Genomic DNA, 15,922 nt, shown 5'->3' with positions numbered 1-15,922 from the left:
TGCGGCGATGCCGCCTGGCGAAGTGCAGTAACAGTTCAAGGCTGGCCCGCAGGGCGAGCCAGGCGAGTCAATCAGACTCGAATCCACGCCGTGGTCCCGGCGTCGTTCGCCAGGTTTTCAACGGCCTGCTAGTGTTCAAGTAACAGGCAGCTCCCTTGGCGTCCCTTTGCTCCTGGGGCGCATGTGCCCGGTCGATCGCTTTGACGGTCGGCCGGTTTTTTTTTGTGCCGGTGGCGCGGCGATTGTTCGAAACCGCACGACAGGCTAAGGTCGCCGGCCAGCTGCGAGGTGGCCATGCGTTATCTAGTGTTCGTGACCCTGTTATGGGCCTTTTCTTTCAGCCTGATCGGCGAGTACCTGGCCGGCCAGGTGGACAGTTATTTTGCCGTGCTGACACGGGTGCTGATCGCCGGCCTGGTGTTTCTGCCCCTGACCCGCTGGCACGGCGTGGCGCCAGCGTTCATGCGCGGCATGCTGCTGATCGGCGCGCTGCAGTTCGGTGTCACCTATGTCTGCCTGTACCTGAGTTTCAGCCTGCTGACGGTCCCGGAAGTGCTGCTGTTCACCATTCTCACGCCCTTGCACGTGACCCTGATCGAGGATGCGTTCAATCGGCGTTTCAATCCCTGGGCCTTGCTCGCCGCCCTGGTCGCGGTGGCGGGTGCGGCGATCATTCGTTATGACCAGCTCGGCACGGACTTCTATGCCGGCTTCTTCCTGCTGCAAATCGCCAACGCCACCTTTGCCGCCGGGCAGGTGTTCTACAAGCATCTGCTGGCCCGACATCCTTCGGACATGCCGCAGTACCGGCGTTTCGGTTACTTCTATCTGGGCGCGCTGGCCGTCGCCTTGCCGGCCTTTTTGCTGTTCGGCAATGCCGCCCGCTTACCCTCCAGCGCGATCCAGTGGGGGGTCTTGGTCTGGCTCGGTCTGCTGGCATCCGGGCTTGGACTTTACTGGTGGAACAAGGGGGCGAGCCTGGTCGATGGCGGCACCCTGGCGGTGATGAATAACGCGCTGGTGCCGGCAGGACTGTTGGTCAATCTGTTGCTGTGGAACCGTGATGCCGATCTGGGGCGCTTGAGTCTGGGGGGGGCGGTGATTGCGAGCTCCCTGCTGCTGACGCGCTTCGGCAGCCGTCAGGCACTCGTGGCGAAGGGCGTGTGATGAGGCTGTCCGGCCGTGGCGTGTCGCTATCGATTGGCGCGTCGATGCTGTTTGCCTTGATTCCCGGCTATGTGCAGCAACTGGCGCCGCTGGACGGCCTGCAGGTGTTCGCCCAGCGGGTGCTCTGGTCGATTCCGGCCGTGCTGCTGCTGGTCGCCGTGGCCCGGCAATGGACGGTGCTGGCTGTGGCCATCGGCCGTTTGCGCCGTGAGCCATTATTGCTGGCGGCCTTGCCGCTGGCGGCGGCGTTGATTGGCGTGCAGTGGGCCCTGTTTGTCTGGGCACCGCTGGCCGGGCGCATGCTGGATGTGTCGCTGGGTTACTTTTTGCTGCCCCTGGCGATGGTGCTGGCCGGGCGGGTGTTCTATGGCGAGCGCTTGCGCCCGTTGCAGCAGTTGGCGGTGTGCTGTGCCTTGCTCGGTGTGTTGCATGAGCTGTGGCGCCTGCAGGCGTTTTCCTGGGTCACCCTGGTCACCGCGCTGGGTTATCCGCCGTATTTCATGTTGCGCCGCTGGATGCGCCTGGATGCCCTGTCCGGGTTTATCCTGGAAATGCTGGTGCTGGCGCCCTTGGCAGTGTGGCTGATCGTGGCCTGGGGCCCGGTGGCGGTGTTTACCCAGGCGCCGCAGTTGTGGTGGCTGCTGCCAGGGCTGGGCCTGCTCGGCGCCCTGGCGTTTGCCGCGATGATGGCGTCCAGCCGGTTGTTGCCGCTGGGGCTGTTTGGCATCCTCAGTTATGTCGAGCCGGTGCTGCTGTTTCTAGTGGCGCTGCTGTTTCTCGGCGAAAGCTTCAATGCCCAGCAGTGGCTGACGTATCTGCCGATCTGGCTGGCGGTGCTGCTGGTTGGCTGGGACAGTGCGCGGCTGCTGATCAAGCAGCGGCGTAGATGAGAGGAGGCAATATGCAGATTAATGCGGACCTGGCCGAGCGCGTGGTGCTCGATACCCGGACTATCGACTGGCAGGCCTCACCGTTGCCGGGCGTCGAGCGACGTCCGCTGGAACGTTTCGCCGCGGAAAGCGGGCGCGCCACCTCGATCGTGCGTTATGCCCCGGGTTCGCAGTTCCGCAGCCATGAGCATCCGGGAGGCGAGGAAATCCTGGTACTCGAAGGGGTCTTCGTCGATGAACATGGCTCCTACCCTGCCGGCTACTGGCTGAAGAATCCGCCCGGCAGCAGCCATGCGCCGTCCAGTCCCGCTGGCTGCCTGTTGTTCGTCAAGCTGTGCTACCAGCCGCCGCAGGATCAGCAAGCGCTGCGTATCGATACGCACCGGGCGCAATGGCAGCCAGGCCTGGTGCCGGGGTTGAGCGTCTTGCCACTGGCCAGCTTCGCCACGGTGCACACGGCCTTGGTGCGCTGGGCGCCAGGCACCGAGTTCCATGCCCATCGGCATCTTGGCGGGGAAGAAATTCTGGTGCTGGAGGGGGTATTCCAGGATGAGTTCGGCGATTATCCCGCCGGCACCTGGCTGCGCAACCCGCATGGCTCAACACACACGCCGTTTTCCCGTGAAGGTTGCCTGATTTATGTGAAAGTTGGCCATCTGCTCGAAACAGGTGTAGCGGATCAGTCTAGTACGTTTCTCAGTACTTCGTAGACGATCCCGGTGGCAATCGCCACCAATACCACATCGGTGCCGACCTGCTTCCATTGGTAGCCGTCATAGCGCGGCAGTTGGCTGGCTACGCGGCCGTCGAAGTTCTTGGCGATGCCGGGTGGCAGTGGTTTGCCACGGGCCAGGTTCTTGGCGATGCCCGGCGGCAGTGAGCTGGTTGGGCCGATCAGTTGACGGTTTTCGCCCAGCACGATGCGCACGCGACCGATATCGATGGTGGGGCCACTGACGTGGACACTGACGTCGCCGTCATAACCAGCGCGCTGTTTGCCATGGTTATCGTTATTCGACGTGGCGAAGGCGCTCTGCGTGGCCAGGGCGATGGCCAGGCCGCTACAGATCAGCAGGATGCGAGAGGGGGTGGGCATGCAATTCTCCGGGGCTTTGGGGCGGTTATGCTGCTTGATTGGAGTGCGTACATGGCGGTTTGTTCAAGTGCCGGGTAGCATGCTTTGTGCGCTCTGGCACAAAGAAATTCGGCCGCAGCGTGGGAAACCGTTACGCTATACAGCTGATTTCCGTTTTTCGTCGAGGTTACCTCCGTGTTTTCCCAATTCGCCCTGCATGAACGTCTGCTGAAAGCCGTGGCTGCGCTGAACTTTACCGAGCCCACTCCAGTGCAGCTCGCGGCTATCCCGCTGGCACTGCAGGGGCGCGATTTGCGGGTGACGGCGCAGACCGGCAGCGGCAAGACGGCGGCCTTCGTCCTGCCGATGCTCAATCGCCTGTTAGGCGATGGTGCTTCCTCGCCGCGCATGAGTGTGCGCGCGCTGATTATGTTGCCCACCCGTGAACTGGCCCAGCAAACGCTCAAGGAAGTCGAGCGCTTCGCCCAGTTCACCTTCCTCAAGGCCGGTTTGATTACCGGTGGCGAGGATTTCAAGATGCAGGCCGCGATGCTGCGCCGGGTCGACATCCTGATCGGCACGCCGGGTCGTCTGATCGAACACGCCAACGCCGGCAACCTGCTGCTCGATGAAGTGGAGGTGCTGGTCCTCGACGAAGCCGACCGCATGCTCGATATGGGCTTTGCCGAAGACGTGCAGCGTCTGAGCGAGCTGTGCAATAGCGCGCGCCAGACCCTGCTGTTCTCCGCGACCAGCGGCGGTGCAAGCCTGCGTGAGATCGTCGCCAAGGTGCTCAAAGAGCCCGAGCACCTGCAGCTCAACCGCGTCAGCCAGCTCAATGAAGGCACGCGCCAGCAGATCATCACCGCCGACCACAACCACCATAAGGAGCGTCTGGTCGAGTGGTTGCTGAAAAACGAGACCTACGACAAGGCAATCATCTTCACCAATACCCGGGTCCAGGCTGACCGCCTATATGGCAAGTTGGTCGCCCACGACTTCAAGACCTTCGTATTGCACGGCGAGAAGGATCAGAAAGACCGCAAGCTGGCCATCGACCGCCTCAAGCAAGGCGCAGTGAAAATTCTGGTAGCCACCGATGTGGCCGCTCGTGGCCTGGATGTCGACGGTCTGGATCTGGTGATCAACTTCGACATGCCGCGTTCGGGTGACGAATACGTCCACCGCATTGGCCGTACCGGCCGAGCGGGTGCCGAAGGTCTGGCGATTTCGCTGATCTGCCACAACGACTGGTCGCTGATGTCGAGCATCGAGCGCTACCTCAAGCAGCGTTTCGAGCGGCGCAATATCAAGGATATGAAAGGCATCTACCAAGGCCCGAAGAACCTCAAGGCGTCTGGCAAGGCGGTTGGGCCGAAGAAGAAAAAGATCGATCCCAAGACCGGCAAGAAGCTCGCCGCGAAGAAGCCGGCCAGCAAGGCGCCAAGCAAGCGCAATACCATCAACAAGCCCAAGGTCGCAGCGCCCGAACTGGTCAGCCAGGATGGTTTGGCACCGCTCAAGCGGCGCACTCCTGCCGCCGAGTAAGGCCATGGTCGTTGCGCGTCTGTATGGGCTGGGCTTGACGATGTGCGTTGGCGTGGCCCAGGCGCAGGGCAGTATCCACAAATGTGTGCAGCCCGATGGCGTGGCGCTCTACAGCGACCTACCCTGTGCCTTGGCACATAGCAATCTGACCTTGAGTGTCACTGACTACGCCAGCTACCCGCCAATGCTGCAGGGCGTTGCGCGTCTTTGGCACGAACAGGCTCAGCCAGTGCTCGTTGGAGTCGATATGCCGCTGTTGCTGGCACTGATCTATGGGTTGATGAGCCTGATCTGCTTTGTCGCCTACTACCGCGATAAGCAGTTCGCCATCAAAGGCCTGCAGCGCACACCCGAGGCGCGCCTGCACCTTTATGAGCTGTTGGGTGGCTGGCCGGGTGGATTCTTGGCGCAACGCCTGATTCGCCACAAGAATCGCAAGCTGGGCTATCAGCTGACGTTCTGGCTGATCGTGCTGCTGCATCTGTCGCTGGCTGGCCTGGCACTGTGGCTGGGGTATGCGCCGGCAGCAGGTTGAACCTGCGGCGGACAGGCGCAAGGCATATCCGCCGCCGTTTTGCTGAGGCTTACTTCGGCACGATCAATATCTTGCCGTCGCGTTCGCCGCTGGCCGCAGCGGCCACCGCTTGCTTGATCTGACTGACGTCATAGGTGGCTGCCACGCGGGTGTGCAACTTGCCGCTGGCAATCAATTGGGTCAGCTCGGCGAACACCTTCATCTGCTCGGCCGGGGTGGCATTGCGAAACCATTTGGCCAGCCAGAAGCCACGCAGGCTCACGCCGCGGAACACGAAGGACGCCGGTGAGACCTGGCAAGGCTGGCGGCTCATCATGCCGTAGTTGACCAGCACGCCGTCTTCGCTGAGGCTGGCGGCCAGGTGGTCGGTGGACTCGCCGCCCACCGCATCGATGCCCAGACGCACGGCTTCGCCGCCGGTGGCCGTGCGCACGCGCTTGGCCAGGTCAGGTCCGTCCACCAGCACCACGTCGCCGCCGTCGGCTTGCACACCCGCCACTGCCGACTCGCGGCGCACCACGTTGATGGTCCTGAAACCACGCAGTTTGGCCAGTTGTATCAGGTAGCTGCCGACGCCCGAGTTGGCGGCGTTCTGGATCACCCAGTCGCCCGGCTTGAGGTCGACAAACTCGCTGAGCATCAGCGAGGCGGTCGGCGGATTGACGGTCAGCATCGCCAGTTGCAACGGGTCGGCTTCCGGCAACGGGATCAGTTTGTTCGCTGGCGCATTGAGGTGGCTGACCCAGGTGCCGCAGCCGACCGGCAGCAGCACCAGTTGGCCGACCTTCAGGTTGCTCACCTCGGGCCCCAGCTCCTCGATGCGGCCGACCCCTTCGTTACCGCCAATCGCCGGCAGCGGCGGCAGCATGCCGTATTCGCCAGTCAGGGTGAGCACGTCGGAAGGATTGATCGGTGCGGCCTCCACCTTGATCCGTACCTGGCCCACGGCAGGTGCTGGTAGTTGCAGATCGACGGCCTCGATCACGTCTTGCGGCACGGGGCCACGGCTTTGGTATTCGGCTTTGAGCATGAAGGTTCTCCGGTTGGTCGCGGCGCATCAAGAGGACAGAGTCTAGACCCGAGTGGGTAGGGCGGCACGAATGCCGTTAAATCGATGGTGGTGATTGCCCTCGGCTTCTGCACCCACGTCCGTGAACCTTGGCTTGCTCTTGCGGGTCGGATCTACAGGGCGTCGTGTGCCCGGCATTGATCGAGCAATACGCTGACTGGAGAGGATGAGATTACTGGCAACGGGGATCTGATCGAGCGCTTGCCGCATGAAGTCCATGACAGTGCGGACAGACCTTTCGCCGCCGCAGAAGAGCTGTAGCGGGCGAGCAGGCAGACAACCTCGACGAACCGGCCAGCCTCATGCAATCCATTACCTTGGCCGCTGCATGGGCTGCGGCCACCTGAGAGCCGCAACCTGGCTACCCGTTCACAATTTTGCCCGGTTATGCTGTACGCCTGCGGAACGAGGGAGATTGGCATGCAGTGGATGTGGGGAATGGTGCTGCTCTGGTTCAGTTTCGCAATCGCGGCCGAACCGCTGCGCCTGGGTATTGGAACGCACAAGCCGCCTTATGTGTTTCAAGGCGAAGCACGTGGGCTGGAATACGAGATAGTTGTGGCTGCGGCAAAACATGCAGGCTTCACGGTCCAAGTCACCTATGCGCCCATGGAGCGCCTGCATCTGCGCCTGCGTCGTGGCGAAATCGACGCCATTGCCACCACTAACGAGCGGAGCGGCATTGATGCCTTCTATTCCGAGCCGCATATCTACTACCAGAATGTTGCCCTGGCATTGCGTGCGCGCAACTACAAGATCGAGCGGATTGCCGATCTGGAAAATTACTCGGTCAGCGCCTTTCAACGTGCACGTTTTTTGCTCGGTAGCGAATTTCAGCGGATGGCGCAGAACAACCCGCGTTATCGCGAAGAGGCGCAGCAGATCGCGCGTAACCGCCTGCTCTACAGCGGGCGGATCGAGGTGGTGGTGGCGGATATGCGGATCCTGCGCTACCTCAATCGTGAAGTGCTCGATCAGGTCGATGTCAGCCAGCCACTGAGCGAATATCGGATATTCGCAGCCACCCCCTATCAGGTCGGCTTCCGCCGTGAGGCTCAGCGCGACCGCTTCAATCGCGGCCTCGCGGCCATTCGCGCGAGTGGTGAGTACCGCGCGATCGAGCGTCGTTACGCGATGTATTGAGTTCGACAGCTAAGGTAATGCTCTCTGGGCTGAAAGCCGGGCGGTGCTGCTGCATGATTTGACCATCCGGCGCTTCCAAAATCCAAAGCGGAGGAGCGAAGCATGTTGCGCACACGCATACTGGCGATACTGGGCTTGGTCGGCGTGCTGCTGATGCCGCCGACTGCCGTGCAGGCCGGTGGATACCCCAGCGAGCAGGGCGTTCTGCAGCTCCGCCCGCTGGTCACGGGGTTGGAGCACCCCTGGAGCATGGCCTTCCTGCCTGACCGACAAGGCCTGCTGGTTACCGAGCGGCCTGGGCGTTTGCGCCTGGTTGATCCGCAGGGCGGGCTGTCCGAGCCGATCGGCGGAGTCCCGGCGGTCTATGCCAGAGGCCAGGGTGGGCTGCTCGATGTGGCCTTGTCGCCCGAGTTTGCCCAGGATCGCCTGGTCTATCTGTCCTATGCCGAGGCCGGCGACGGTGGGCGTGCCGGTACTGCGGTCGGGCGCGCCAGGTTGTCGCTGGATAAGCGCAAGCTGGAAGGTTTCCAGGTGATCTTCCGGCAGCTGCCGAAACTGTCCAGCGGCGCACATTTCGGCTCGCGGTTGGTGTTCGACCGCGACGGCTACCTGTTTGTCGCCCTGGGCGAAAACAACCAGCGCTCGACCGCGCAGGACCTCGACAAGCTGCAAGGCAAGGTGGTGCGCCTGCACCCGGATGGCCAAGTACCGCGCGACAACCCCTTCGTCGGTCAGCCAGGCGCTCGCGCGGAAATCTGGTCTTATGGCCATCGCAACCAGCAAGGGGCCGCACTCAATCCCTGGACCGGGCAGCTGTGGACCCACGAGCATGGGCCGCGTGGCGGCGATGAGATCAACATCCCGCAAGCCGGCAAGAACTACGGCTGGCCGCTCGCCACCCATGGGGTCAACTATTCGTTCTTGCCGATCCCGGAAGCCCGGGGCAAGACGGTCGCCGGAACGGAACCGCCGCACTATGTCTGGAAAAAATCGCCGGCAATCAGCGGCATGGCGTTCTATGACGGCGAGCGTTTCCCTGCCTGGCGGGGCAACCTGTTCATCGGCGCGTTGGCCGGACGGGCGCTGATTCGCCTGGAGTTGCGCGGCGATCAGGTGGTACACGAGGAGCGTCTGCTGGAGCCGCTCGATGCGCGCATTCGCGATGTGCGCCAGGGGCCGGATGGCTATCTTTATGTGCTGACTGACGCGGCCAACGGCCAATTGTTGCGGCTTGAATTGCGGCCGAAATGAGTCTGGGTTACGCAGGCAGGAACTGGCCTTGGACTTGTCGGTCAGGCTGCAGGGAGGGCTGGGACTTGATTGCGGGGGGAGGGTGAAACGGTAGCCCAGCGCCTTGTCGGGTAAGCAAAGCGCTGCGGGCTAAGGTCGCTATTGGCTATTTTTTGCCAATGGTGATCTGCTTGGATGCGCCGTAGATCTGGCCACTGACGCCTTTGGCGATCTGCTGGATTTCACCGCCGGAGTTCAAGAAAGCGGCGATCTGCGCATCAATCGAAGCGCTGGTTTCAACGGCTGGAGCTGGTTTGGGCTTGCTGTTTGATGCTTTAACACGCATGGCGACCATTAACCTATTTAAAAATTAATTTGGCCGCCGATTGTACCTGAACGGCTTGACAAATGCTTGGTAAATAACGCTGGCATCTCAAGATGCGCCTAGGGCCGTGAGTGGCAGCGAGTGTGCGTGGTGCCGATGGCATTGAGTAAGTCATTGTTTTATCGAGTGTCTATCAGGCGAATGAGCCGTCCGGTGGTTTTGATTAATGGGGGCTTTCCACTGGTCGGGTTGGTCTGGGCGGCCCTGTCGAGGTCCTGCGCGTTGGCGTGTCGGCGCCGAGAATCCGGGCCACAACTCAGGTAGAATGTCCGGCTCGCAACGAGGGTAGGGCACCATGGCTGTAATTGGACGAATGAATAGTTTGCAGGTCGTGAAACACACCGACTTTGGCCTGTATCTGGATGGCGGCGCGGATGGCGAAATATTGCTGCCCAAGCGCTATATCCCCAAGGACACGCCAAGTGAGGTGGAAGACTGGCTGAATGTATTTATTTACCTGGACAGCGATGACAAGTTAATCGCAACCACGGAAACACCGAAAGTCCAGGTGGGCCAATTTGCCAGCCTGAAAGTGGTCGATATCAACCGCGTCGGTTTATTTCTTGACTGGGGTTTGCCGAAAGATCTGTTATTGCCTCACTCGGAAGAAAAGCGGCCGCTGCAAGTCGGCGACTACTGCGTGGTCTACGTGTTTCTCGACAAGCGCAGCAAGCGCATCACCGCCACTGCTCGCCTGGATCGCTACCTGGACACCGTGCCGGCCACCTACGTGGCTGGTCAGGAGGTCGACCTGCTGGTGGCCGAGTCCACCGACATGGGCTTCAAGGCGATCATCAATGGCAAGCATTGGGGTCTGATCCACAAGAACGAACTGTTCAAGTTCGTGCGCAGCGGCATGCAGGAAAAAGGCTTTATCAAGGAAGTACGCGCCGACGGCAAGATCAGCCTCAGCCTGCAGGCGGTCGGACAGGAAGCGGCGAGCAGCCTGGGTGAGCAGATCCTGGCCAAGCTGCGCGATCACGATGGCGTGCTGCCCCTCAATGACAAGAGTTCGCCAGAGGCCATCAGCGCCCTGTTTCGCGTCAGCAAAGGCAACTTCAAGAAGGCCATCGGCGGCTTGTACAAGCAGGGTCGCATCGTGATTCACGAGGACCGCATCGAGTTGTCCGCCAAGTAACAGCACCTACCCGGCAGCAATGTGCTGCTGGGTAGTGTTCTGCCTGTTGGGGCGATGCGAGCGCTGCTTTTCAAAAAACCTGCTTGAGCGGCCACAGACTCCGTTGAATAATGCCCGAACCTTTGCCGTTGTAGCTCAGTTGGTAGAGCACGTCATTCGTAATGATGGGGTCGGGGGTTCGATTCCTCTCAACGGCACCAACTCTCTCCCTGTAGTGCGAGGCATCCTCGTCGCTGTCGCTCTGCGTAGTCCTACGGAAACGACAAAGGCCGTGCCGCAATGGCACACTCTGTTGCTGATTGGCCAGTTGCTTGGCGCAATGGTCCGACCATCTTTCCGAGAGCACTTCGATGCAGATACTCAGGTTGCGCACCCGCGACGTCGCACCATGAGCCGCAAACCACTATCGCCCTGGCTCGCTGCTTTGCTGGTCTGGTTGGGACTGTCCCTGGGTTATGCCTACTGGTTGCTAGGAGAGGAGCGGGTGCGCACGTTTGAGGCGTTCGAGACTCAATCGCGGATTCTCCATCGCCTGCTGACCCAGCGTGCCGAGCAGCATGAAGCGATTCTGGCCGCCTTGGTGGCTGCCGAGCGGTCGCTGGGTACTTCGACGGCATTGTTCGAGAGTTTCGCCGGCTCGTTGCAGCGCAGCTATCCGCAGATTGTCGGCATCGAACGCTACCGCAGGGAACCCACTGGGCGCTGGACGCGCAATGCCAGCCAGGCTTCGCCCGCTCTGGCCGCGGTTACGCTTGAATCCTTGCCGGCGCTGTCGGGGCAAGCCCGACTGTGGGTGCTGGCCGATGACCCCGAGCACTATCGCCTGCTGCGCTCCAGCCCGACTGGAACGCTATACGCCATCCGTATCGCCCGCGCTCGCCTGCTGCAACCGGAGGAGTTGCCGGCCGAGCGGATGACTGCACAACTGACCTCTGATGATGGTTTGCTGCTCTGGCAGGTTGTCGCGCAAGCGAGCCGCTGGTCGGACTTGACCCCGTTGCTGTTCCGCAAGACCTTGGGCAGTCATTCTCAGCCTTTCCAGCTGGCGACCGAGCAGTCGCCCATGCCCGAGCGACTGCCCTGGCTGCGGCTGGCGATCGGTATCGTCACGCTGTTGTCGATCAGCCTGCTGTGCTGCTGGGCCTTCGCGCAATACCGGCACAGCAGCATTGCCCGGCGTCAACTGGCCTTGGCCCAGGCATCGCGGATCAACAGCATGGGCGAGTTGGCTGCCGGTATCGCCCACGAGCTGAACCAGCCGCTGGCGGCCATTCTGGCCAATAGCCAGGCACTGGCACATTTCATGGCTGATGACCCGGTGGATCTGTCGGGTGCCCAGCAGGCCGCCGGTAACCTGGCGCGGCAGGCCAAGCGTGCCGGCGCAATCGTGCACAGGCTGCGGCAGTTCCTCTCGCCAAAGGCCGATCGGGTTGAGCCGGTGGACTTGCGCGGCGTGGTGGAGGACGCACTGGCGCTGACTCAGGCGACCCTGCGCCGCCAGCAGATCAAGGTCAAAACCGCATTATCCAGCGGACTGCCGACAGTGCTGGGCGACGCCGTTGCTTTCGAGCAGGTGCTGGTCAACCTGCTGCTGAATGCTGCCGAGGCCATGAGCGAGTGCGCCGAGCGCCGACTCGACATCCACTTGACCCAGGAGGGGCAAGTGCTGCGTCTGGAGATCGCCGATTCCGGGCCGGGTCTCAGCACCGAAGCGGCCGCTCGTCTGTTTGAGCCTTTCTACACCACCAAGCCGGGCGGCCTCGGGCTTGGCCTGACTCTCTGCGCCAGTATCATCGAGCAGGCCGGCGGCAGGCTCACTGTCGAGCCCAGTCCGGCAGGCGGCTGCCGGTTCAGCGTGATTCTGCCCGTCGCCACGCAGGTACAGCGCCAATGAATGAATCCTCTCCTGTGGTCTACCTGGTGGATGACGATGCGGATGTGCGCGAGGCGCTGACCTTGCTGCTGCGCTCCATCGGCCTGCGCAGTGACGCCTATGCCAGCGGCACGGCCTTCATCGCCGGCTGGGATGCCGATGCCATCGGCTGCCTGATCCTGGATATCCGCATGCCGGGCGAGTCCGGCCTGCAATTGCTTGAACGTCTGGCCGGCGAGCAGATCGATCTGCCGGTGATCATGCTCACCGGACATGGCGATCTGGCGGCCTGCCGGCGGGCGTTTCGCAGCGGCGCGTTGGAGTTTCTCAGTAAACCGGTGGACGAAGGCGAGCTGATCGAAGCGGTACAGTCGGCCATTCGCAGCCATATCGGCCGTCGGCAAAAAACCAGCGTCTCACGTGCGGCACAGGAGCGCCTGGCGCGCCTGACCGAACGTGAGCGAGAGGTACTCGGGCAGATCGCCGAGGGCCTTTCCAACAAGCAGATCGCCCGGATGCTGGGGCTTTCACCACGGACGGTGGAGACCCATCGGGCCAATCTGTTCGAGAAGCTGCAGGTGGATTCGCTGGCGCAATTGGTCAGGCTCTACCTCAAGGCCATCGAGAATCCCTGAGGGGCGGGCTGGGTAGTTTTACCGAGTCTGCTGGGCAGTCGAGCCGATGGTGGTGGCAGTACGCCGAGCCGCAGAATTGTGGCCTCGGAACTGACCGATTCCCAACTGGAGCAACTCGATGAAATCACTCGCCAGCCTCACCCTCACTACCCTCGGCGCGCTGAGCCTGCAGGCACAGGCCGAGGTCGTCAGCGAACGCAACATCAGCCAGTCGCTCGCCGCGCAGATCGTCACTGTCGCCGTGCATAACTGCGCAGCCCAGGGCTATAACGTCGCCGCCACAGTAGTCGACCGCGCCGGTAACGTACGAGCCGTGCTGCGCGCCGACAATGCCGGACCGCATACGGTCGATGCCAGCCGGCGCAAGGCCTATACCTCGGCATCAACCAAGGCGCCGACCTCGGCCGTGCTGGCCATGGTGCAGAAGAATCCCGGTGCCCAGTACCTGCCAATGATCGATGATTTTCTGGTGCTCGGCGGCGGCCTGCCGATCAAGTTCGGCGACCAGGTCATCGGTGCCGTAGGCATCGGTGGAGCGCCCGGCGGCCATCTCGATGAGCAATGCGCCAGTGCCGCGTTGCAGAGCGTAGAGGGTGAGCTGAAGTAAGTTCGTGGGAGCGGGAACTGCTGCGAGCAGGCCACAGGCATGCCTGTGGCCTGGTGCATGCGCTAGTGTTTTTTGCCCCAGAGTTGTTCCAGCCGCGCATCGCGGCCACAGCCGTGCCGGTAGTAGCTGTAGCGCAGCGGATTCTTCTGGTAATAGTCTTGGTGATAGTCCTCGGCGGGATAGAAGGTGGTGGCGGGCAGGATTTCCGTGACGATCGGCTGGCTGAAGCGTCCCGAGGCTTGCAGGGCCGCTTTCGAGGCTTCGGCCAGGGTTTTTTCCTCGGCAGTGCTATAGAAGATGGCGCTGCGGTATTGCGAGCCGTGGTCGCAGAACTGGGCGTTCGGGGTCAATGGATCGATAGTCGGCCAATAAGCTTCGAGCAGCTTGGCGTAGCTGGTTCGACTCGGGTCGTAACGCACCTGCACCGCTTCGATATGACCGCTGCGGCCTGCCGAAACCTGTTGGTAGCTGGGGTTTTCCACGTGCCCGCCGATGTAGCCGGAGGTGGTAGACAGTACGCCGGGCACCTTGTCGAAATCCGACTCGGTGCACCAGAAGCAGCCCCCGGCGAATACCGCGACACTTGCATCCTGTGAGCTGGAGTCGCTCGGCATCATTGCCGGGGCCTGGCTTGTTTCGGCCGAACTCGGTCCGCAGGCACTGAGCAGCCCGGCCAGGAGCAGGGCGGCAGCTGTCAGCGGTCCGCGGGAGAGCCAGAATCGGGCTTTGGCGGTCATGTTCAACTCCTGAGAGCGGGCAAGGCTTCACCCTGGGGAATGAAACGCAACGCGACGCCGTTGTTGCACCAGCGTTCGCCGCGAGGCGGTGGGCCGTCGTTGAACAGGTGGCCCTGGTGCCCTTCGCAACGGGCGCAATGGTATTCGGTACGCGGGAAGATCAGCTTGAAGTCACGCTTGAATTCAGTGTGGCCGGCAATCGCCTGGGTAAAGCTGGGCCAGCCGGTACCGCTTTCGTATTTGTGCTGGCTGTCGAACAGCGGCAAATAGCAGGCGGCGCAGATATAGGTGCCCGCGCGTTTTTCCTGGTTCAGCGGGCTGCTGCCTGCCCGTTCGGTGTCCTCTTCGAAAAGAACCGCATAGGCTTCTGGCGACAACAGTTCGCGCCACTCGCTGTGCGCTTTGGTCAGCGGCACTACAGTCGCCGCCTGGCTGCGCGGTGCGTGGCTGGCAAGCAGGGGTAGGGAGGGCAGCAAGGCTATGCCCTGAAGGAATGAGCGACGTTTCATGGCGATTCTCTGCACGGGAATATGCAAAATAGACTGGCGGATGCCCGGTTTGTTACAGCCACTGAGCGATATTTATCGCGCGATTGGGCGCGTCATTTTCATGGCCGGGATGGGACCTATCTTCAGCGCCAGCCTACTCGCTAGAGCAAGTGCTTCGCCAGGGGGCTGCGTCCGCTGCAGGGCCAGTTGGTGCCGCGCGCTAATGTGCGGGCAGTGGCTTCGGGTTGTGCGGTGCGCCATCGATGATGGTGCGGTTGCGTCCGGCGCTTTTGGCTTGATACAGGCATTGATCGGCGCGTCCCAGCCAGGATTCCCAGTGCTCGTCGTCGCGCAGGATGGCGCCGCCAATCGAGACGGTCACGGGGCCGCCCGGGCCTGGCAGGTTTTGTGCGATCTGCTGTTGTAGATGAGTCGATGCGGCTTTTAGGCCGCGCTCGTCGGTGTTGGGCAAGAGCAACAGGAACTCTTCGCCGCCGAAGCGAAACAGGCGATCTTCCTGGCGTGAGCAACACTTGATCAGGTCGACGAAGGCCACCAGCACCTGATCGCCAGCCTGGTGGCCAAACCTGTCGTTGACCTGCTTGAAGTGATCGAGGTCCATTACCAGTACGCCATAGCCGATGCCGTGCCGGCGATGGGTGGAGACGGCGATCTTCAGTTCTTCATTCATCGCCCGGCGATTGCGCGCACCGGTCAAGGGGTCCTGGATCGCCAGGATCTGCAACTGGTCGCGCTGGCTGCGGGTACGGTAGGCGAAAATGAAGGTCATGGTGCTGGCCAGCATGCCGGTGACCAGGAATGACAGCATCTGGTAGCTGCTCTCGAATACCGTGCCCGGTACCAGCAGTGCATAGCCAACGAGGCTCGACAGCACCAGCACGGTGACCACCATGGCTTTCCCCGGGGAGACCATGAAGAAGTTGAACAGGATCAGCGGGTAGATCCAGAACAGTCCGTTGACCCCCAGGTTGATGGCGATCAGCGTCGCGCCCAGCGAGAAAACGATCGCCAGATAGACGCCGGGTTTGACTGTGTCGCCGGTGCGCCAGGCGTAGAGCACGGCACAGACAGTAGAAAACACGATGGTGGTATCGGCCGCGCTGACCAGGTAATTGCCTTCGGCCAGCCGATATACGGCATAGGGCGAGATGCCCATGATGCCGAACAGGCTCATCAGGGTAATGATGGACAGCTGGAAGTCATTGCGCAGCCGCTTGAGCAGTCGCTGGGTCAGTCTGGCCATGAAAGGCTCTTGTCGTTGTTATGGGTGCAGGATGCAGAGCTTTACCGGAACCGGCAAGAGCAAAAGTTGAACAAAGTGCCAGCATATGCGCCAAGTTGGCCAACAGTCCGGCATCGGTCTGCCGAGACCGTTCCCGGT

At 61.9% G+C, this 15,922-nt stretch carries 16 protein-coding genes, 1 tRNA gene and 1 pseudogene; 12 read left to right on the top strand and 6 right to left on the bottom strand.

What is annotated here, in order from left to right; genetic code table 11:
- The first annotated feature begins 294 nt into the window (after window positions 1–294).
- The 3 genes from PH586_RS06905 to PH586_RS06895 are packed head-to-tail and all read left to right on the top strand — an operon-like array spanning window position 295 to window position 2,767.
- Window positions 295–1,167, top strand: a complete 873-nt coding sequence (locus tag PH586_RS06905; protein ID WP_271347011.1) for a carboxylate/amino acid/amine transporter — start codon at window positions 295–297, stop codon at window positions 1,165–1,167.
- Window positions 1,167–2,057, top strand: a complete 891-nt coding sequence (rarD, locus tag PH586_RS06900) for an EamA family transporter RarD (RefSeq protein ID WP_271347010.1) — start codon at window positions 1,167–1,169, stop codon at window positions 2,055–2,057. Before PH586_RS06905 ends, rarD begins: the two co-directional genes overlap by 1 nt.
- A gap of 11 nt (window positions 2,058–2,068) precedes the next feature.
- Complete coding sequence (locus tag PH586_RS06895; protein WP_271347009.1) at window positions 2,069–2,767, top strand: cupin domain-containing protein; 699 nt, start codon at window positions 2,069–2,071, stop codon at window positions 2,765–2,767.
- Here PH586_RS06895 and PH586_RS06890 read toward each other — a convergent pair.
- A complete protein-coding gene (locus PH586_RS06890) occupies window positions 2,737–3,153 on the bottom strand; it encodes an anti-virulence regulator CigR family protein (protein ID WP_271347008.1) in 417 nt (138 codons plus the stop codon). The two genes, PH586_RS06895 and PH586_RS06890, sit on opposite strands and share 31 nt — an antisense overlap.
- A 174-nt stretch (window positions 3,154–3,327) precedes the next feature.
- On the opposite strand from PH586_RS06890, the gene PH586_RS06885 reads away from it, so the two are divergent.
- A complete protein-coding gene (locus PH586_RS06885) occupies window positions 3,328–4,680 on the top strand; it encodes a DEAD/DEAH box helicase (protein ID WP_271347007.1) in 1,353 nt (450 codons plus the stop codon).
- Window positions 4,681–4,945: 265 nt separating this feature from the next.
- Window positions 4,946–5,215, top strand: a pseudogene (locus PH586_RS06880) (DUF1294 domain-containing protein); the annotation flags it as partial.
- A 49-nt stretch (window positions 5,216–5,264) separates the two neighbouring features.
- Here the strand turns inward: PH586_RS06880 and PH586_RS06875 are convergent.
- A complete protein-coding gene (locus tag PH586_RS06875) occupies window positions 5,265–6,245 on the bottom strand; it encodes a zinc-dependent alcohol dehydrogenase family protein (protein ID WP_271347006.1) in 981 nt (326 codons plus the stop codon).
- A gap of 459 nt (window positions 6,246–6,704) precedes the next feature.
- Here PH586_RS06875 and PH586_RS06870 point away from each other — a divergent pair, with 459 nt between their 5' ends.
- Complete coding sequence (locus PH586_RS06870) at window positions 6,705–7,427, top strand: substrate-binding periplasmic protein (RefSeq protein ID WP_271347005.1); 723 nt, start codon at window positions 6,705–6,707, stop codon at window positions 7,425–7,427.
- Window positions 7,428–7,580: 153 nt separating this feature from the next.
- Window positions 7,581–8,678, top strand: a complete 1,098-nt coding sequence (locus PH586_RS06865) for a PQQ-dependent sugar dehydrogenase (RefSeq protein WP_408636785.1) — start codon at window positions 7,581–7,583, stop codon at window positions 8,676–8,678.
- A gap of 145 nt (window positions 8,679–8,823) precedes the next feature.
- Here PH586_RS06865 and PH586_RS06860 read toward each other — a convergent pair whose 3' ends face one another.
- Complete coding sequence (locus PH586_RS06860; RefSeq protein WP_271347003.1) at window positions 8,824–9,012, bottom strand: hypothetical protein; 189 nt, start codon at window positions 9,010–9,012, stop codon at window positions 8,824–8,826.
- A gap of 325 nt (window positions 9,013–9,337) precedes the next feature.
- Between PH586_RS06860 and PH586_RS06855 the strand changes: the two genes are divergently transcribed.
- The 5 genes from PH586_RS06855 (at window position 9,338) to PH586_RS06835 (ending at window position 13,295) form a co-directional block, all read left to right on the top strand.
- A complete protein-coding gene (locus tag PH586_RS06855) occupies window positions 9,338–10,180 on the top strand; it encodes a CvfB family protein (protein ID WP_271347002.1) in 843 nt (280 codons plus the stop codon).
- Between the two features lie 124 nt (window positions 10,181–10,304).
- Window positions 10,305–10,380: transfer RNA gene (locus PH586_RS06850), tRNA-Thr, on the top strand.
- Between the two features lie 188 nt (window positions 10,381–10,568).
- Complete coding sequence (locus PH586_RS06845; RefSeq protein ID WP_271347001.1) at window positions 10,569–12,074, top strand: sensor histidine kinase; 1,506 nt, start codon at window positions 10,569–10,571, stop codon at window positions 12,072–12,074.
- On the top strand, window positions 12,071–12,688 hold the full coding sequence (locus PH586_RS06840) for a response regulator transcription factor (protein WP_271347000.1): 618 nt from the start codon (window positions 12,071–12,073) through the stop codon (window positions 12,686–12,688). Before PH586_RS06845 ends, PH586_RS06840 begins: the two co-directional genes overlap by 4 nt.
- 118 nt (window positions 12,689–12,806) lie before the next feature.
- Window positions 12,807–13,295 carry a GlcG/HbpS family heme-binding protein gene (locus PH586_RS06835; protein WP_271346999.1) on the top strand — a complete coding sequence of 163 codons (489 nt, stop codon included), beginning with the start codon at window positions 12,807–12,809 and terminating at the stop codon, window positions 13,293–13,295.
- A gap of 62 nt (window positions 13,296–13,357) precedes the next feature.
- Here PH586_RS06835 and msrA read toward each other — a convergent pair whose 3' ends face one another.
- From msrA to PH586_RS06820, 3 genes are all read right to left on the bottom strand, one after another.
- Window positions 13,358–14,032 (bottom strand): peptide-methionine (S)-S-oxide reductase MsrA, encoded by a 675-nt coding sequence (gene msrA / locus PH586_RS06830; protein ID WP_271346998.1) that lies wholly within the window; start codon window positions 14,030–14,032, stop codon window positions 13,358–13,360.
- A 2-nt stretch (window positions 14,033–14,034) separates the two neighbouring features.
- The gene (gene msrB / locus PH586_RS06825) at window positions 14,035–14,541 is read right to left on the bottom strand and encodes a peptide-methionine (R)-S-oxide reductase MsrB (protein ID WP_271346997.1); all 507 of its coding nucleotides are present in this window, start codon (window positions 14,539–14,541) and stop codon (window positions 14,035–14,037) included.
- Between the two features lie 199 nt (window positions 14,542–14,740).
- Window positions 14,741–15,784 (bottom strand): GGDEF domain-containing protein, encoded by a 1,044-nt coding sequence (locus tag PH586_RS06820; protein ID WP_271346996.1) that lies wholly within the window; start codon window positions 15,782–15,784, stop codon window positions 14,741–14,743.
- Window positions 15,785–15,922: the final 138 nt, after the last annotated feature.

The sequence above is a fragment of the Pseudomonas aestuarii genome (assembly GCF_027988105.1).
Taxonomy (GTDB): Bacteria; Pseudomonadota; Gammaproteobacteria; order Pseudomonadales; family Pseudomonadaceae; genus Aquipseudomonas; species Aquipseudomonas aestuarii.
Note: the sequence above shows the minus strand (reverse complement) of the source record. Positions and strands in the feature narration are given on the sequence as shown.